Origin of the sequence: Nocardia sp. NPDC058640, from assembly GCF_042716995.1 — a bacterium.
Classification (GTDB): domain Bacteria; phylum Actinomycetota; class Actinomycetes; order Mycobacteriales; family Mycobacteriaceae; genus Nocardia.
The window spans coordinates 17,623-34,812 of record NZ_JBHXRG010000037.1 but is presented as its reverse complement, the minus strand read 5'-3'; the positions used below and the strand labels follow the sequence as shown (position 1 = coordinate 34,812).

Here is a 17,190-nt window from a genome sequence, read left to right as displayed (position 1 = left end):
GCTACGTTGACCGAATGACCGTCGTCGAAGCCGCTGTCCCGGTCCGTCGTTGGCCCCTGTTGGCGCTGGCCGCGACGGTCATCGCCGCGCTGACCTACCTACTCGCGGTATGGACAACAACCGGGCAGGCGTTGGAGAACGCCGCCCTGCGCGGAGCGGATCAGGCGGCAACGCGCGATGCCACGGCGGCGTCGCAGCACCTGGCGCAGATCACCGTGTATTCGCTGGTCATCGCGGTGGTGGTGATCGCGGCGATCGGGGCGGTGCGGCGGCGCGTGGACTTGATGGTGGCCGGGGTGGGGATCATCGTCACCGGGCAGGTGGTGGTGCAGGGGCTGAAACGATACATCCTCCCGCGGCCCGAATTGGTCGAAGTGACAGGGCATTTCGCGGCCAACAGCCTGCCCAGCGGGCACACCACCATCGCGATGACCGTGCTGTTCGCGACCTTGATCGTGGTGCCCTATCGATGGCGGGGCCTGGCCATGCTCGTGGTGTTGACCTGGGCGGTCAGCATCGGGCACTACACACTCACCGCGAAATGGCACCGGCTCAGCGACACCCTCGCCGCCGACGCGATCTCGCTGGCGATCGCGTGCCTGTTCTCCTGGTGGCTGGTGCGTCGCGGGTCGGTTCGCCGATATACCGGGCGGGCGAAGGTGATTCCGGTGGTGGTCACGGTGTTGATGGTGGGCTCGGCGCTGCTCACGCTGGCGATGGGCGCGGTGCTGTGGGGTGTGCCGCTGGCCGAGGAAGGCGTGCACACCGTGATCGACGACGACGAGTGGAACATCTACCTCGGCGCAACAGCTTTCGCGTCGGCCGGATCGGTGCTGACCGCGCTGACATTTCTCGCCGCGTGGCGTCGCCTCGAACCGTGACCGTTGTCGCCGGGGTGCACGCGGGCAGTGGAGTCCGTAGCCTGAAAAACGTGATTACTCTCAAGAAGGAAGACGGCGCAGCCGATCTCGCCGGTATCACCAAGATGAGCGTGGGGGTGAGTTGGGATCCGTCGGCGGGTGCCAGCGGTGGAATTCTCGGAATGGCGCGGCGCAAGCGCGGTGTCGACCTCGACCTGATCGCCATTCTCATGCAGGGCAGCGAGCCGGTGCGCTTCGCAGGCCTGGATTCCCTGGACCCCATCGGCAACAACGCCGTACTGCACACCGGTGACGAGCAGACCGGTGCGGCCGTGGGCGACGACGAAACCGTGCACGTGACATTCGCCGATATTCCGTCCAGCATCGACGGAATCGTGTTCGTCGCGGCGGCATTCAAGAAGGGCTCCTCTTTCGAAAAGGCGAACAACGTTTCGTTCAAGATCTACGACGCCACCGGCGGCGACACCCAGCCCGTGGCCGATATCTGGCCGTCGCTGCTGGGCTCCGACAACGCCAACGCGATCGCACGGACCTTCCGCAACGGCGCGATCTGGCAGCTCGAGGTCCTCGACCGCAAGGGCAAGATCAAGCAGGGTGACCGGCAGGCTCTGCTGCGGTTCGCCCTCGGATAACCACAGCCTCCACAACGAAGGGGCCCGGCGGGTGACGCGCCGCGCCCCTTTGTTGTCTCCACCGCGAAGTCGCACTGTCTTCGCACATGTGCGACATCGGCGAATTTCGTCAAGGGCACGCGATTTCGGTGTTCCCTGAATAGTTGCTGCGATACGGTTTTCCGCATGGACGACATCGAGTTGGATTTGCCGAGCGTGCCTACTTCACACAACGCCGGACGCATTCTGGAAATCGGCGCGGTGGGCCTGCGCAACCCCCTGCCCATCGACGGCGAACAAACCCACTGCTACGTGTGCTGCGTCGACGGCACCACTTTGCAACTCCCGGATTCCCTACAGAACTGGGCCATGCAAACCCTCGCCGCGAACTTCGACCTCCGCGCCACCGGCCTGCCGTCGCTGTTCCCCTGCCGCTTCGAATTCGGCATCCGCGACGGCGCCGCCTACGCCATCCCGGTCACCCAGCGGTCGGAGCGCGAGAAAGCGAACGCCTGAACTGGAGCGCCTATCGTCACCCTCATGCACGAGGCGCTCACCTACGAACCCGTCGGCGCGACCAGCCCCGCCGACGACGACTGGACCGGCGAATATCCCGGTTTCCGCCGGTTCGAGACCACGGTGGTGATCGGCCATGGCGCGCAGGTATGGACTGCGGCATCGGCAGCGCTGATGCGGTGGAGTATCAAGCGGCGCAGTGGTTTTCGCGTGTCCCCGGACGGGCCGGTGACGGCTGGCGCGCAGTACCGGATCAGCGCGGGATGGGGACGGCTGTCCATCCACGAACCGGTTCGCGTGGTCGCAGTGGTCGCCACCGACAACCGGTGTGGGTTCGCGTATGGCACCCTGCCAGGGCATCCGGTGAGCGGCGAGGAAGCCTTTGTCGTCCACCGTGATTCGGACGGTACCGTTTCGCTGACCCTGCGGTCGTTGACCAGACCGGCACCGGCTGGACCTTGGCGTTTCGCCTTTCCGATACTGCTTGTCGCGCAACGGTTCTACCGTCGCCGATATCTGCGTGCGTTGATGAATTAGGCGATCGGGGGTAGGTGGACGACCTGGCCCGCGTAGGCCAGGCCCGCGCCGAAGCCCAGTAGCAGGGCGGTGTCGCCGGGGTTGGCGGCGCCGGAGCGGAGCAGTTGTTCCATGGCCATCGGGATCGAGGCGGCGCTGGTGTTGCCGGTGTCGATGATGTCGCGGGCTACGGCGACCGTGTCGGGCAGGTCTAGGGTGCGGACCAGGGCGTCGGTGATGCGGATGTTGGCCTGGTGCGGGACGAACGCGTCCAGGTCGGCGGCGGTGATGCCCGCGTTGTCGAGTGCCGCGCGGCAGGCCTGCTCCAAAAATGTGACAGCCCAACGGAATACCTCGGTGCCGTTCATCCGGATGTACGGGCGCTGCGAGGTGCCGCCGCTGGCTTCGGCCTCGGCGACTTCGGCGAAGTATTGCGCGAAGTCCTTGTCCTGCTTGATCGCCGAGGTGCGGCTACCGTCGGAGCCCCACGCGACCGGGCCGATCCCCTCCTGCTCGGCCGCGCCGACGACCACCGCGCCCGCGCCGTCGGCGAAGATGAACGCGCAACTACGGTCGGTGGTGTCGAGCAGATCCGACAGCCGCTCCACCCCGATCACCAGCACATTCCGCGCCTGACCCGCGCGCACCAGATTCGCCGCGTCGGCCAGCGCGTAACAGAAACCCGCGCACCCCGCGGAAACGTCGTACGCTGCGGTGTCGTGCATACCGAGTTCGGTGGCCACCACCGCGCCCGCCGACGGGCCAAGCACCATCTGCGACGACGTCGCCAGCACCACCGCATCCACCTGGTCGGCGTCGAGCCCGGCCGCCTTCAACGCGTCCCTGGCAGCCGCCACGCTCATCGACACGATCGTCTCGTCGGGTTCGGCCCAATGCCGGGCGGCGATCCCGGAACGGGTCTTGATCCACTCGTCCGAGGACTCGATCGCCTCGACGATCTCGGAGTTGGGCACAACGCGACGCGGCCGATATACACCGAGACCACAGATTCCCGCGTGGGTGACCGGAACCGCGGTGGCGATAGGGGTGGGCATGACATCCTCTCCGCATGAACCGATCGGTTCACGTAGGAATAGGTCTAACATGAACCGATCGGTTCAATCAAGGGGTAGGAGGAGATCGGATGGCAGCCGGACCGCGCGCCCGACTCATCGAACACACCATCAGCACCGTCCAGGAACACGGCGTCCACGCGGCAGCGCTGAGTGAACTGCTCAAGCGCAGCAACACGTCGCGCAACTCGCTGTATCAGCACTTCCCTTCGGGCAAAGGCGAATTGGTGCAGACCGCGGCGCGGATCGTGGCGCGACTGGTGTACTCACACGTGAGCGCGATGGCCGACGCATTGCAGACCGCGCCTTCCGCGCAGCAGTGGTTGACCGATCTGCTCGCCTTCTGGCGGGTGCCGCTGGAGAAGTCCGACTATGCGGCGGGGTCGTTCATGATGGCCGCGGCGTTGGACGAACTGGACCCCGGATTGCAGTCCATCGCAGGTCAGGCGTTTGCCGAGTGGACCGCTAGGCTGGCGGACGGGATCGTGGCCGCGGGGATCGAGCGGTCCACTGCGGTGTCGCTGGCGGGGTTTCTGCTCACCACTATCGAGGGCACGATTGTGCACAGTCGGGCGCTGAAGTCACCGCATCCGTTCGACCAGGCGGTTACGCAGTTGACGATTCTGTTCAACGTGCATCTGTCCGCGCGCTGAGTTCACGAAATGCTGTGTGCCGCATCGAGTTCGGCGCGCAGCGTGGTGATGATCCGGCGGCGGGCGTGTGCGCCTTCCGCGGTGGGGGTCAGCGGGTAGACGTGCACGAGGCCGGGTTCCTCGTTGTAGTCGAGGTCGACGTCGGCCTGGCGCATCTTCGCCGCCAACAGTCGGGCGTCGGGGTTGAGTATGTCGTGCGTGCCGGTGAACACGGTCACCGCACCCAACCCTTCGAAGTCGCCGAAAAGCGGGCTGACCAGGGGGTCTTTCATCGACAGTTCGCCGCTCCACAGCCTGCCGAACACCAAGCCGCCGTCACGCCCCAGCCACGGGTCGCGCAGCAGGACGTCGTCGATCTCGGGATTTTCCAGGGTGAGGTCGAGTGCAGGCGAGATCAGGATCGTCCGGGGCACGGTGTGGCCGGCGTCGCGCAGGTGCAGGGCCGCCGACAGTGCGATCTGACCGCCCGCCGAATCGCCGGCGAGGAAGGTCGGGCCGTACCGTTCGGCCGCCGCGGTGACCAGGTCGGCGACGCGCGGAACCACCTGCGCCGCGGTGCCGAACGGGATCAGCGGGTAGATCGGAACCGTCACCACCAGATGGGTCTGTGCGGCGATGCGGGCCGCGAGTTGCCAATGGGCCGAAGCGATTTCGCCCACCCAGCCGCCACCGTGCGCGTACACCAGGCCGCCGCGGGAGATCCCGTCCGACGGGGTCAGCGTGTAGATCGGCCAGCCACGGTCGTGCACCACCGAGACCTCGACACCGCGAAGTCTGGCCGACGGACCGTAGGCGACCGGCCGCAACGCCCGCTCACGCACATACGCCGTCGCCCGTTCGGCGTCGAGATAGTTCCGGTTGCGCCGGGTGACCCGCAGCAATCCCGGAATCACGAACCGACTCATCACACCGGGCACCGCGACCTCCACTCCACGACACCGGCTCGAGCATCACCGGTGCCCGCCAAGTTACTCCGTGCCGGGGTCAGCCCAGCGGTTGCTCGGTGACATCGGTGCGCAAACTGGTGCCGTTGAGGTCCAGATACAGCACCCCTTCGGTGACCGACAGGGTGGCGGTATTGCGCCGGTCCACCAGCGCCGCCGCCTCGTCGATGAACGCGCGATCGAAACTGACCAGCGGAATCTGCGCGGCGTTGTGAATCTTTTTGCCCGCATACTGCGCGAGCACCTTCGCCGGATCCCGATGGGTGTAAACCACCGCCCGACCAGCGAGTTTGCTCCCCCGATGAATCCGATCCGCGTCCGGCGCCCCCACCTCGATCCACGCGGTGGTCCGCCCCGTCATATCCCGCACCTGCACCGCGGGCTCATCGGTAGCCGAAATCCCCCCATCGCTGAACACGATCCCCTCCTCATACTGCAAGCAGTAGGCGAGGATCCGGGTGATCATGTATTCCGCCGTCTCCGAAGGATGCCGAGCGACCCGCAATTCCAGATCCTCATACACCCCCCGATCCACATCGGCGAGCTGAACGGCGAAGTTGTGCAGTGTTGCGCTGAGTGCCATAGGAGGTCCGAGCCTACCGGTCGCTACGAACCCACCCACCGCCACCAGCACATTTTCACCGTAAGCGATTGATAGCCAAATGATTTGACGGGCACGCGTGGAGCGCTCTACTGTCCTCGCGTGCCACGCACCCATTCCGCTGCGCTCGCTAGATGGTCCAATCGACGCTGCGCCGCACTCGACAGCTTGGAAGCAGTCCATGGTGCTGTCACGGGTCGGCGCCGTGGACGCCAGTACGCGACCGAACATTTGAACCTGGCCCTGTTCGTCAGTCTCGCGGCAGAGTTCCAGGGCTACTGCCGTGACCTCCACGACGACGCAGCAAATGTCTTCGCGCTCAGTCTCGGCCCTGCGACCGACCCTCGAATCACCGCTCTGCGGGCAACCCTCGTTCGTGGGCGGAAGCTCGATCAGGGCAACGCACAGCCGAGCGCACTCGGCGCGGACTTCCAACTCCTCGGATTCCCACTGTGGTCAGCGGTGCATGCCGCCTACCCATCGCGGGGCAAGGGCTGGAACGCGACTCTGACCAGCTTGAACAGTGCACGCAACGCCATCGCACATCGCAATGACGCCCAGCTGGCCGCAGTAAAAGCAGCACAACCGCTCGACCTGGCCACCTTCAAACGATGGCGCCGATCGTTGGACGGCGCTGCCACTGGATTCGACAAAGTGACCGGGGCATACTTGACAGAGGTAGCAAGCACCGGCTGGCACGGATAGGAGGTGGGCTCGATGGCAAAGGCGAAGAACACCGAGGTGAAGCCGGGAGATCCGGTCCGAGTCCGATGGAGCCTGTATGTGATGGATGCGGTGGTGACCAGCGTCTCGGGCGACAACGTCCACGTCACATTTTCAGTCGAAGGTTCCGACGAGCCCGTCAATGGCTTGTACCGCAAGAGCGAGCTGCTCGCCGCTTAGCTTCACCTATTGTCGAGCAGCTCCCTCGGGGCGGCTTGGCGCCACGAGTCGGTGACGATGGCCTGCAACTCCTCGCGGTCGTCGAGGGCAGCCAACCGGACCCGCACCCAAGGGTTGCCCGCCTCGTGCGACGCGATCCAGAACTTCGCAGGCTCGGCGAGCACCAGCTCATCACGCTCGACGATCGGACACCGCACCGCCATCGAGGTCTCCTCCTCCGGCAACGTGAGGAACAACTTGCCCGCGACCTTGAAAATCGGCATACCCCAAGCGAATTGCTCTGCGGTCTGTGGCAGCGACAGGACGTAGGCGCGGACGTCATCCCCGGTGACATTCATGGTCTGATCATCGCAGGACCCACCGACATACTGCCTGTCCTGCAAGTCGATACCGACCCGATGAAGCCTCAGCGCTCGCCGAGCAGTGCGGTCCAGCCGACGCGGATCGGGGTGACGAACCTGTCGGTCCATGCGGGCAGGGTGGTGGTGTGGTTGCGGAAAGCGCGCAGTTCGGGGGTTTCGGCAACCTCGAACCAGTGCTTCGAGGCGGGGCGGTCGAGCAGGACGATCATCGCCACCGACGTGACGACGATCGGGAGGGTGAGCACGCCGAGTGCGGCGAACGGGATCACCAGTGCTGCCCCGTACCAGCCCAGTGCGTGCGCGTATCGCGAACGCTGGGTGAAACTCAGGGTGAACGCAGCCAGCAGGACCGTCAGCGGCCAGGCGATGAGCACGCTGCCTGCCATGCCGACCATCGGCGATTGCGGGGGGAGGATGGCCGCGGCTGTCACGGCGAGCACGACGGCCCCGGTGCCATAGATCAACTGCCACACCGCCAACTGTTGTGCGCGCCGAACCTGTCGTGGGCGCCCGCCCAACGAATCCAGTTCCAACGCAACCGAATCGACCACACCCATACCGAGCATCGAGCGTCTACCCTTCACAGCTCACCGCGGGGTCGGATGACCCCATGGACAACTGGCTGACAGTAGTCGCCGTTCTGGTGTTCGGCTACCCGAGTTCCGTTCTGCGGGAACTGAATTCAGTCGGCGATCGCGACCTTGGCGCGGGCGCGGGCGGCGGTGATTCGGCGGCCGATTACTCCGTGACGGGGAGCGAAGAGGTAAACGAACGCGAAGGCGACGCCCTGGGTGACGACGACCATGCCGCCGGCGGCGGTGTCGAGGTGGTAGCTGATGTAGAGGCCGGTGACCGCGCACAGGACCGAGATGGTGGGGGCGATGATCAGCATGTGGGAGAAGCGGTCGGTGAGTAGGTAGGCGGTGGCGCCGGGGATGATGAGCATGGCTACCACCAGGACCACGCCGACGGCTTGTAGGGCCACTACCGAGGTCAGGGCCAACAGGGCCAGCAGGGCCGTGCCCAGGATTCGGGGGTTGAGGCCGATGGCGTGGGCGTGGGTGGGGTCGAAGGCGTAGAGGGTGAAGTCGCGGCGTTTGAGCAGCAGGGCGATCAGCACGATCGCGGCCAGGATCATGATCTGGATCATTTCGCCGCGGCTCACGCCGAGCAGGTTGCCGAAAACGATGTGGTTCAAGTCGGTTTGGCTGGGGGTCTTCGAGATCAGGACCAGACCGAAGGCGAACAGTGTGGTGAACACGATGCCGATCGCGGCGTCCTCTTTCACGCGACTGGTGTCGCGCACCACGCCGATCAACGCCACCGCGAGGAACCCGAAGATCACCGCGCCTACCGCGAACGGCCAGCCCACGATGTAGGCCAGCACCACGCCGGGAAGTACCGCGTGCGACACGGCGTCGCCCATCAGCGACCAGCCGATCAGCACCAACCAGCACGACAGCACCGCGCACACGAGCGCGGCGGTGACCGTGGTCGCCAACGCGTGCACCATGAACGGGTAGCGCAGCGGTTCGATGAAGAACTCCTCGAGGCTCATCGGTTCTCCTCCACATCGAGGCCGAAGGCCTTGGCCAAGTTCTCCGGCCGCAACACCACCGCGGGGTCGCCGTGTTCGAGCACCCGGCGGTTCAAAAGCACTGCCTCGTCGGCTAATTGAGGCAGGGCGTGCAGGTCGTGGGTGGACACCAGGATGGTGGCGCCGTCGGCGGCGAGGTCGCGCAGCAGCGCCGTAATGGTCGCCTCGGACCGCTTGTCGACACCGGCGAACGGTTCGTCGAGCAACAGAATCGTGGCCTCCTGGGCGATGCCGCGCGCCACGAACGTGCGCTTCTTCTGACCACCGGACAGCTGGCCGATCTGCCGGTCGGCCAGCTCGGTGAGGTCGACGCGAGCCAGTGCCTCGTCAACGGCGGCACGATCAGCTTTGCTCGCCCGACGGGTGAACCCCATTTTCCCGTAGCGCCCGGTCATCACCACGTCGCGCACCGACAGCGGAAAACTCCAGTCCACATCCTCGGACTGCGGCACGTACCCGAGACTGCCCGCCTTGCGTGCGGCGGCGGGCGCGGCGCCGTTGATCAGCACCCGGCCACGATCGGGCGCGACCAGGCCCATCACGGTTTTGAACAGGGTCGATTTGCCCGAACCGTTCATGCCGATCAGCCCGCAGACCCGGCCCGACTTCAAGGTCAGTTCGACGTTGTCGAGGGCGAGCACGTCACCGTAATGGACTGTCACGTCCTGGATTTCGACTACCGGCGCGGTCATTTCGGAGCTCCGGACAGCGCTGTGGCGATGACGTTCGCGTCGTGGCGGATCAGGTCCAGGTAGGTCGGCACGGGCCCGTCGGCTTCGGACAGCGAATCGACGTAGAGCACGCCGCCGAATCGCGAACCGGACGCTTCGACCACGCGCTGCATCGGCGCGTCGGACACCGTCGATTCACAGAACACCGCGGGCACCCGACGTTGACGCACGAAGTCGATGGTCGAGCCGATCTGCTGCGGGGTGGCCTGCTGTTCGGCGTTGACCGGCCAGATGTATTTCTCGGTCAGGCCGGCATCGCGAGCGAGGTAGGAGAACGCGCCCTCGCAGGTGACCAGGGCGCGTTGGTCGGCGGGCAGCGCGTTCACCGCGGCGACCAGATCGTCGCGCACCGCGCCGAGCTGGGTTTTGTAGGCGTCACCGTTGGCACGGTAGGCGTCGGCGTGTTCGGGGTCGAGGTCGGTGAACGCGCGGACCATGTTGTCGACATAGATCTGCGCGTTCACCGGTGACATCCAGGCGTGCGGGTTGGGTTTGCCGCGGTAGGCGTCTTCGCCGATGTTCATCGGGGTCACGCCGTCGCTGACCACCGCGTGCGGCACGTCGAGGTCGGCGACGAACTGACCGAACCAGGCCTCGAGGTTGAGCCCGTTGTCCAGGATCAGATCGGCCTTGGCGGCCTTTTTGATGTCGCCCGGCGTCGGCTCGTAACCGTGGATCTCGGCGCCCACCTTGGTGATCGATTCCACCCGCAGGTGCTCGCCTGCCACATTGCGTGCCATGTCGGCGAGCACGGTGAAGGTCGTGAGGACCACCTTCTTGCCGTCGTCCTCTGCGGAGGTGATGCCACCGCAGCCGGTGAGCGCGAACGCCAGGACACTCAAAACAGACGCCGCGAGTACTCGGCGTCGCACCGGCGAACGGTGGAACCCAACCTTCATCCCAAAATTATATTGTTCGGGTCGCCGAACTTTCAAGTTTTGGGCTTTAAACAGCCACGTAGACGGCTCAGGATGCCCAAGGCGGGGTGAAAGTCGAGCCATCGGGCAGTTCCCCGGCGAAGCCGACGCACGCGGTGACCATCAGGACAGCGGGTTCGCTGGTCGAGTTGGAGATTCCGATCATCGAACCGGCTGGCGCGACCGCAGCGTCGCCCGGTTTCATCGGCGCGGAGTCACCGTCGATCGACATGGTCACCTCGCCCGACAGCAGCACGAACGCCTCCTCCCCCAGGATGCGGTGCGGCAGGCCGACCGAATCGGCGGCGATCTCGGTCTGCCACACGCACAGCTCGGCACTGCCGGTTCCTGGGCGGATCAGGGACGTGAAGCGGGCGTTGTGCAGCTCGTGCACCTGGGCGTCGGTGGCGTGGATTACCGGCATTCGAACCTCCATAAGGTCAAGTAACTTGTCTATATAGTCAATTAGGTTGACCATCCTGTCAAGTGCCACAATGACTGTCGTGCCGGAAAACGCAGATCTACCCCTGCTGCTGCTCGCCGCGGCGGCCGAGGTGACCGACGCCGTGCAGGCGGGCGTCGCGGCGGCGGGCTTCACCGATGTGCGGCCCACGCACGGGTACGCCTTCGCGCGGATGGCACCGCACGGCGCGACGGTCGGCGAGCTCGCCGAACACCTCGGCGTCACCAAACAGGCCGCCAGCCAGCTCGTCGACGAGCTGGTCACCAAGGGTTACGCCGACCGCAATCCGCACCCGCGTGATGCGCGCGCCCGGCTGATCACGCTCACCGACCGCGGCTGGGCGTGCACGCGCGCCGCCGACGCCGCCCTGGCGGATTTCACTCGACATTGGTCCGACGCCCTCGGCCCCACCGCGCTCGCCCAGGTCAGGAAGGGTTTGGCGCGTGTGGTCACGCCCGGTCGGGTGCGCCCGAGCTGGTGAATCGTCACCACCGCCGTAACCAATCGGGGTGCGGCGGCGATTTCATACCGGATATCCAATAATCCGAAGAACAGGATTTTCAAAACCTGCGCGAGGTCGCGGCGCGCGGAATACTCTCGAAGCGAGCGGTGACGCGCCACCGCAGCACTCAGACTGAAAGGTCTGGGTCCCGCACTCGTCACGTCACCCGTTCCCCCTCGATCTCGGAGGATCAATGTCAGCACTGGCCACTACCGTCGACACCGTCACCCGGCACAAGTACGAGCGACTGCAGTACACCGGTTCGGCCGGCGTCGTCGCCTCGCTCGAAGACGCGCGCCTGGTCGACCGGTGGCGCATCGATCACCCCGGCTGGGATGGCGAGCACTGGGCTTTCGACGCGGGCACCGACAGCCCCGGCCGCCTGCGTCCGATCAACGTCGCGACCCGCAACAACTGATCAGGCAGCACCCGCGGCGGCGCGACGGTCGGTGATCCGCGGGAACGGGCTGGCCGCTTCCAGCTGGTAGGCCAGATCGAGCAGGGTCCGCTCGTCACCGCGACGACCGGCCAGCTGCACCGAACCGGGCAGACCGGTGGGCAGCAGGCCGTGCGGCAGCGAAATGCCAGGGGCCCCACCGACGTTGTTGAGCGGGGTGAAGCCCGCGTAGTCGGCCAGTTTGGTGAACAGTTGGTCGAACGGCTGGCCCGGCGCGAGTTCGCCGATGCGCGGCGCGGGATGCGCCAACACCGGGGTCAGCAGCACGTCGACCTGCGCGAAATGCTTGTCGTAGGTGGCCGGACCGCTGCGCAACCGCCACGCCGACGCCGCCGCACCCAGCGGATTGCGCTTGACCAGCCCGATCAGACCGGTGGTGAACGGGTCGAGCTTGCTCGCGTCGAAGTGACCGCGGTGGCCCAGTCGGAACGACAGGGTCATCGCGGCGGCCATGAAAGCCCAGTACTGCTTGAAATCCTCGATGAACTGCGGGTCGACTTCCAGGCGCATCTCGACGATCTCGTGGCCCAGACCTGCCATGACCTTCGCCGCTGAAGCCAGGATCGCGCCGTTGTCGGGATGCACCGGGCGGCCCAAGATGTCCGCGGTGATCAGGCCGATCCGCAGTCGGCGCGCGCTCGGACCTTCGACCAGGCCCACCGGCTCGAGCTTCGGATTCGCGCCGAACTGTTCGACGGCGGCGAGGTAGTGCGCGGTGTCGCGGACCGAGCGGGTGACCACGCCCTCGGCGAGCAGGTTGACCGGCAGTCGACGCGCGCCCGGCTGGTCGAGCAGGCGGTTGCGGGTGGCTTTCAGGCCCACCAGGCCGTTGGCCGCGGCCGGGATCCGGATCGAACCGCCGCCGTCGTTGGCGTGCGCGATCGGCACCACACCGGCGGCGACCAGTGCGGCCGAACCGCCCGAGGACGCGCCCGCCGAGTACTCCGGATTCCACGGGTTGCGGGTCGGGGCTCGGTGCAGGAACTCGGTGCTGGCGGTGAGGCCGAATTCCGGCAGGGTCGACTTGCCGAGCACGATCACGCCCGAATGCAGGAACTGCGCGCCGGGGCCGGTGGTCACCGTGGCCGGGCGCGGGGTGAACGCGGCCGAGCCGTGGCAGCTGGGCAGGCCCGCGATGTCGGTGTTGTCCTTGACGAACGCCGGCACTCCCGAAAACACGCCCGCGGTTTCCGGGGTCGCCGCGGCGCGTTCGAAGCACGTCATCTGCACGGCGTCCAGGCTCGGATCGACGGCGTTGGTGCGCGCGATCGCGGCCTCGAGCACCTCCGACCGACTCACCTGCCCCGCACGCAAGGCCGCTGCCACACCGACTGCGTCCAACGTTCCCAGGGCATCATCGGTGAATCCGTGCACGGCAGAGCTCATCCCCGCAGCGTAATGCGAAACGGTGGCCCTTCGCAGCGGTAACTAGATTCCGCGTTCGATGGTGGCGCGGTGGGCGCCGACACGGCACTATCGAACTCGTGGAACTCCTGCGAATCGGACAATCCGCCTCCTGTTCGGGCGTGGTGTCGTGACCGTGCTGGCTCCCGGCGAAAACCGGCCCGCACCCGGCGATCAGCTGACCGTCACCGTGACCAGTTCCGCGTCGGTCGACGTGTCGGCGCTGCTGGTGAACGCGGCAGGCACCGTGCGCTCCGACGCCGACTTCGTGTTCTTCAACCAGCCGACCGGGCCCGGCGTGGTGTACCGGCACGGCAACGGTGGGTCGGATGTGGTGTCGGTTCAGACCTCGGCGTTGCCCGCCGATGTGGACAAGGTGGTCGTCACCGCCAGCCTCGACGGGCGCGGACCCGCGACCTTCGCCTCGGTCGGCGCACTGACCACCACGATCGAATTCGGTTCCACCGCACTGACTTTCCCGATTTCCGGGCTCACCACCGAGAGCGGTGTCGTGTGCGTGGAGGTCTACCGTCGGGGTGGGGTGTGGAAGATCCGGGCGATCGGTCAGGGGTACGACGACGGATTGGCCGGTATCGCTTCGGCTTTCGGCGTGAATCTCGACGACGAGCCTGAACCGGTAGCAGCACAGGGTAATTTGGGAAGCTCGACGCCGAGGTCCGGTCATCCGCCGCAGAGCGCGCCCGGTCATCCGCACCAACCGGGGTCCAACGTGCCGCCGCCCGGCCAATTCGCCCAGCAGCCCGGCCAGCCCGCACCGCAGACCGGCCAATTCGCCCCACCACTCGGAGCGCCCCCAGCAGGCGCACCCGGCTACCCACCGCCCGGCTACAACCCCGGCGCCCCGACGTATGCCTCTCAGCAAGGAGCCCGCCCCGTGCACAGCGACCTGTTCGACCCCTCCCATGCCGAGGTCAGCGGCCAAGGCATCCAGAAGCAGGGCGGCAAGATGGTCAAGGTCGGGATGAACGGGGAGGTGATGGCGCGGGCCGGGTCGATGGTGGCCTACCAGGGCGACCTGAAATTCGAAGCGCTGGGCTCCGGCGGCATCGGCCGCGCCATCCGCCAACACCTCACCGGCGAAGGCGTACCGCTGATGAAGGTGACCGGCCGCGGCGACCTGTTCCTGGCCAACGCCGCCGCCGACGTGCACATCATCGACCTGGACGGCACCGACGGCCTCACCATCAACGGCGCCAACGTCCTGGCCTTCGACTCCACCCTGCGCTACGACGTCGGCCGAGTCCAGGGCGCCGCCGGCTACGCCTCCAACGCCGGCCTGTTCAACTGCGTGTTCACCGGCCGCGGCCGCATCGCGATCACCACCCACGGCACCCCGGTAGTCCTCACCGTCGACCAGGCCACCTACGCCGACCCCAACGCCGCCGTAGCCTGGTCCTCCAGTCTCCAAACCGGCATCAAACGCAACGACTCCTTCGGCCTGGGCCGCCTCATGGGCCGCAGTACCGGCGAAGCCAGCACCCTCACCTTCACCGGCCGAGGCTTCGTCATCGTCCAACCCTCCGAACTCCCACCCGGCGGCCTGATCGGCGGCACCGGCGCCGGCCAACAAGCAGGAACCGGCGGCGGCCTCTTCGGCTGATTATTCGGCAACTGTGTTAGTCGATACCAACATAACGATCGGGCGGACAAAGGTTTAGAACTGCTGTCGGGCGGAGGATACTCGAACGGGCGTGTTGTGCCGCGGTGGTAATTGTGTTGCGGTGCAAGCGCTTCGCCGTGGTCAATTGCCACGACAAGGCTGTACCGGCGCCGGGCGGATGTCCGGTTGTTCAGGCATGGTCACCGACGGATCGCTGCGGGGCGCGGTCGGACTTTCGAACTATGTCGCACGAGTTGTGCGTGTTGGGGAGAAGTAATCATGATGAAGAATTGTTTGATCACCGCAGCCGCTATCGGGGGCGTGCTTGTGCTGCCGGTGGCGTATTCTACGCTCGGGCAGGTGCCCACTGCGCGGGAGCACAGTGTTGCGTTGATGCAGGACAGTGAGGATCTCGGGACTCGGGAGAAGCCGGTTCCGCTCGGTGAGACCTTTGACGTGGGCGAGGATTGGCAGGTCAGCGTCATATCGGTGGATACGAACGCCACCGATGACGTGCTCGCGGAGAATCAGTTCAACGATCCACCGGCCAGCGGCCGACAGTTCGTGATCATTCGCACGGCCGCGAAGTATGTGGGCGAGGAGACCGGTTTGCCGTGGATCGATCTGGATTACCAGTTCTACGGATCGAAGGGCAATACCTACGACACGGGCGACAGTTGCGGCGTGATCCCGGACTCGCTGAATGATGTGGACGAGCTGTATCCAGACGCAGGCGATGAAGGAAACGTCTGCTTCTCAGTACCCGCCGACCAAATCGACAAGGGTGCCGTCATAGTCGAAGAGTCCTGGACTATGAACGACTCCAAGACCTTCTTCGCTATCAAATGATCGATTACCCCGTGCGCTCCTTGCGCGCCTGACGCCGCGCCTCACGCATATCGTTGAGTTCCTGCTCCAGACTTTCCGCGATCCGGAATTGCCCGGTGTCGTAGATGCTGGTCGGTTCGATCGCCTCATACCCGAAATTCGCTTCCGCGAAAGCCTTTTCGACGCGGGCTTCGATATCGGAGATGGCGGTTTTACGCGCTGCGGGGACAACCTCGGCGGGCTTGACCGCCTCAGGCTCTACCGGCGCCTTGGGCGGTTCGGGCGCGACCACCGGAGCGGCCGGAACCCGCTTGGTGGCCTTGTCCGTAGCGGCGGGCTTGCCGATGCCGAAACGCTTGCGCTTCTCCGCGGGACGGGTGGCAGCGACCGGTTCCGTAGGCGTCCAGGCAGGTTCGCGGGTAACGGGAGCAGCGAGTTCGAGGGCAGCGGGCGCCTCGGCGCGAGCCATGCCGGTCATCGGCGGGGTGTACGTGAGGCGGATGCCCTCGGTCGTCTGGCGGGCCAGGATCGTGTCGGCCGGGTCGGGCAGATCCCTGACCTGGCTGGTCGCACGGGTGATCGCCAGACCGTAGCGAGCACTGACCGCGTCATGGATCAGCAGCGCCACACCGATCATCACCGGCGCGACCGCGTGCACCGCGACGTCGTACCAACGCCCGTCGCGCACATAGGGATACGTGTTCAGAGTGACGGTGAGACCGAGCAATGCGAGTTCGGCGAGCGCGACCTGCCGACGGTTGTCGATCACGCCCCACTCGGCGACCTTGTTCGTGCCGACCATGATGATGATCAGACACACGCTGATCATCGCCTCGAGCAGGTAGCTGAACCAGAACAGCGGGTCGCTCGGCCCACCGGGCGCGATGTTCTGCTGCACGTTCACCGCCGACCACAGCATGCCCGCGCCGACCACGCCCGCCAGCGCCTTCAGCGACCACGACCGGTGCCGGTACAGCGAGGCCAGCCGGGCGTGCGGGCTGGATTCGCGTCGTTGGGCGGCCATCGCCTTTCTGGCGAGCAGCAGATCTCGCATGTCGGCCTTCTCGATCGCTTCGGTGGTCTGACGGCTGCGGTCCGACGCGGACGCCATCGCCTGGGTGTGCTTCCAGCGCTGTTCGCGATCCTGTTCGCGGATGCGTTCGGCGAGTTCACGTTCGGCGGCGAGCTCGGACTCCGACAGGGCGTCGGTCAGCGCGGGATCGAATTGGTAGGCCAGACGCCCCCGGGCACGTTCGACTCGCAGGGCGAGCTGGCTGACGTCGTCGGTGGCGGGACCTGACTCGATCGTCATGCCAGACCACCGCCGAGGGCGCGCAAAGGCAGGCAGGTGACCACACGTGTGAACGGCACGGACCATTCTTAGTCGATATACCCTCGAGTGTGAAACCGATGCTCCCCCACAGCGCCTCGCATACGGCGCGCCGCGCGCGACACGCGCAACATTTTCGGTCAGAGCGCGGATAGGCGAAGATAATCGCCCGCTACCGCAGGTGTCGAAACCGCGCGGGAATCATCGGTTCGCCGGGCGGCGGCAACCGGCGGCACCTAGGGTTGGGTCCGGGGGTGCCGGGGGTTCGCGCACGCCCGTG

At 66.2% G+C, this 17,190-nt stretch carries 22 protein-coding genes; 11 read left to right on the top strand and 11 right to left on the bottom strand.

What is annotated here, in order from left to right:
- Positions 1–14 precede the first annotated feature (14 nt).
- The 4 genes from ACFWU5_RS26040 (at position 15) to ACFWU5_RS26025 (ending at position 2,545) form a co-directional block, all read left to right on the top strand.
- On the top strand, positions 15–881 hold the full coding sequence (locus tag ACFWU5_RS26040; RefSeq protein ID WP_379269400.1) for a phosphatase PAP2 family protein: 867 nt from the start codon (positions 15–17) through the stop codon (positions 879–881).
- A gap of 50 nt (positions 882–931) precedes the next feature.
- Positions 932–1,513, top strand: coding sequence for a TerD family protein (locus ACFWU5_RS26035; protein ID WP_379244851.1), 582 nt, complete (start codon positions 932–934; stop codon positions 1,511–1,513).
- A 165-nt stretch (positions 1,514–1,678) separates the two neighbouring features.
- A complete protein-coding gene (locus ACFWU5_RS26030) occupies positions 1,679–2,008 on the top strand; it encodes a hypothetical protein (protein ID WP_379244849.1) in 330 nt (109 codons plus the stop codon).
- Between the two features lie 24 nt (positions 2,009–2,032).
- The gene (locus tag ACFWU5_RS26025; protein WP_379269398.1) at positions 2,033–2,545 is read left to right on the top strand and encodes a DUF1990 family protein; all 513 of its coding nucleotides are present in this window, start codon (positions 2,033–2,035) and stop codon (positions 2,543–2,545) included.
- Here ACFWU5_RS26025 and ACFWU5_RS26020 read toward each other — a convergent pair.
- Positions 2,542–3,579: a beta-ketoacyl-ACP synthase 3 gene (locus ACFWU5_RS26020; RefSeq protein WP_379269396.1), complete on the bottom strand. Its 1,038-nt coding sequence runs from the start codon at positions 3,577–3,579 to the stop codon at positions 2,542–2,544. The two genes, ACFWU5_RS26025 and ACFWU5_RS26020, sit on opposite strands and share 4 nt — an antisense overlap.
- An 89-nt stretch (positions 3,580–3,668) precedes the next feature.
- Between ACFWU5_RS26020 and ACFWU5_RS26015 the strand changes: the two genes are divergently transcribed.
- The gene (locus ACFWU5_RS26015; protein WP_379244844.1) at positions 3,669–4,250 is read left to right on the top strand and encodes a TetR/AcrR family transcriptional regulator; all 582 of its coding nucleotides are present in this window, start codon (positions 3,669–3,671) and stop codon (positions 4,248–4,250) included.
- A 2-nt stretch (positions 4,251–4,252) separates the two neighbouring features.
- Here the strand turns inward: ACFWU5_RS26015 and ACFWU5_RS26010 are convergent, their stop codons facing one another.
- Positions 4,253–5,155 carry an alpha/beta hydrolase fold domain-containing protein gene (locus ACFWU5_RS26010; RefSeq protein ID WP_379269394.1) on the bottom strand — a complete coding sequence of 301 codons (903 nt, stop codon included), beginning with the start codon at positions 5,153–5,155 and terminating at the stop codon, positions 4,253–4,255.
- Between the two features lie 79 nt (positions 5,156–5,234).
- A complete protein-coding gene (locus ACFWU5_RS26005; protein WP_379269393.1) occupies positions 5,235–5,777 on the bottom strand; it encodes a YaeQ family protein in 543 nt (180 codons plus the stop codon).
- A gap of 120 nt (positions 5,778–5,897) precedes the next feature.
- On the opposite strand from ACFWU5_RS26005, the gene ACFWU5_RS26000 reads away from it, so the two are divergent.
- Positions 5,898–6,500, top strand: coding sequence for a hypothetical protein (locus ACFWU5_RS26000; RefSeq protein WP_379269391.1), 603 nt, complete (start codon positions 5,898–5,900; stop codon positions 6,498–6,500).
- A gap of 12 nt (positions 6,501–6,512) precedes the next feature.
- The gene (locus tag ACFWU5_RS25995; protein ID WP_379244840.1) at positions 6,513–6,698 is read left to right on the top strand and encodes a hypothetical protein; all 186 of its coding nucleotides are present in this window, start codon (positions 6,513–6,515) and stop codon (positions 6,696–6,698) included.
- 2 nt (positions 6,699–6,700) lie between these two features.
- On the opposite strand, the gene ACFWU5_RS25990 is transcribed toward ACFWU5_RS25995, so the two are convergent.
- From ACFWU5_RS25990 to ACFWU5_RS25965, 6 genes are all read right to left on the bottom strand, one after another.
- Entirely contained in the window at positions 6,701–7,036 is a 336-nt protein-coding gene (locus ACFWU5_RS25990) for an MmcQ/YjbR family DNA-binding protein (RefSeq protein ID WP_379244838.1), read from the bottom strand.
- Between the two features lie 68 nt (positions 7,037–7,104).
- The gene (locus ACFWU5_RS25985; protein ID WP_379269389.1) at positions 7,105–7,626 is read right to left on the bottom strand and encodes a hypothetical protein; all 522 of its coding nucleotides are present in this window, start codon (positions 7,624–7,626) and stop codon (positions 7,105–7,107) included.
- A gap of 116 nt (positions 7,627–7,742) precedes the next feature.
- Positions 7,743–8,618 carry a metal ABC transporter permease gene (locus tag ACFWU5_RS25980; RefSeq protein ID WP_379269388.1) on the bottom strand — a complete coding sequence of 292 codons (876 nt, stop codon included), beginning with the start codon at positions 8,616–8,618 and terminating at the stop codon, positions 7,743–7,745.
- Positions 8,615–9,349, bottom strand: a complete 735-nt coding sequence (locus ACFWU5_RS25975) for a metal ABC transporter ATP-binding protein (RefSeq protein ID WP_379269386.1) — start codon at positions 9,347–9,349, stop codon at positions 8,615–8,617. The genes ACFWU5_RS25980 and ACFWU5_RS25975 overlap by 4 nt, the downstream gene beginning before the upstream one ends.
- Positions 9,346–10,287, bottom strand: coding sequence for a metal ABC transporter substrate-binding protein (locus ACFWU5_RS25970; protein ID WP_379269384.1), 942 nt, complete (start codon positions 10,285–10,287; stop codon positions 9,346–9,348). The genes ACFWU5_RS25975 and ACFWU5_RS25970 overlap by 4 nt, the downstream gene beginning before the upstream one ends.
- A gap of 67 nt (positions 10,288–10,354) precedes the next feature.
- Positions 10,355–10,729, bottom strand: coding sequence for a cupin domain-containing protein (locus ACFWU5_RS25965; protein WP_379269382.1), 375 nt, complete (start codon positions 10,727–10,729; stop codon positions 10,355–10,357).
- 70 nt (positions 10,730–10,799) lie between these two features.
- Between ACFWU5_RS25965 and ACFWU5_RS25960 the strand changes: the two genes are divergently transcribed.
- Entirely contained in the window at positions 10,800–11,249 is a 450-nt protein-coding gene (locus tag ACFWU5_RS25960; protein ID WP_379269381.1) for a MarR family winged helix-turn-helix transcriptional regulator, read from the top strand.
- Positions 11,250–11,463: 214 nt separating this feature from the next.
- Positions 11,464–11,688 (top strand): hypothetical protein, encoded by a 225-nt coding sequence (locus ACFWU5_RS25955; RefSeq protein WP_379244820.1) that lies wholly within the window; start codon positions 11,464–11,466, stop codon positions 11,686–11,688.
- Here the strand turns inward: ACFWU5_RS25955 and ACFWU5_RS25950 are convergent, their stop codons facing one another.
- Positions 11,689–13,113, bottom strand: a complete 1,425-nt coding sequence (locus ACFWU5_RS25950) for an amidase (protein WP_379269379.1) — start codon at positions 13,111–13,113, stop codon at positions 11,689–11,691.
- A gap of 148 nt (positions 13,114–13,261) precedes the next feature.
- On the opposite strand from ACFWU5_RS25950, the gene ACFWU5_RS25945 reads away from it, so the two are divergent.
- Together ACFWU5_RS25945 and ACFWU5_RS25940 are read left to right on the top strand one after the other, a co-directional pair.
- Positions 13,262–14,752: an AIM24 family protein gene (locus ACFWU5_RS25945; protein ID WP_379269377.1), complete on the top strand. Its 1,491-nt coding sequence runs from the start codon at positions 13,262–13,264 to the stop codon at positions 14,750–14,752.
- Positions 14,753–15,031: 279 nt separating this feature from the next.
- Positions 15,032–15,601, top strand: coding sequence for a hypothetical protein (locus ACFWU5_RS25940; RefSeq protein ID WP_379269376.1), 570 nt, complete (start codon positions 15,032–15,034; stop codon positions 15,599–15,601).
- Between the two features lie 4 nt (positions 15,602–15,605).
- Here ACFWU5_RS25940 and ACFWU5_RS25935 read toward each other — a convergent pair whose 3' ends face one another.
- Positions 15,606–16,892: a hypothetical protein gene (locus ACFWU5_RS25935; RefSeq protein WP_379269374.1), complete on the bottom strand. Its 1,287-nt coding sequence runs from the start codon at positions 16,890–16,892 to the stop codon at positions 15,606–15,608.
- Positions 16,893–17,190: the final 298 nt, after the last annotated feature.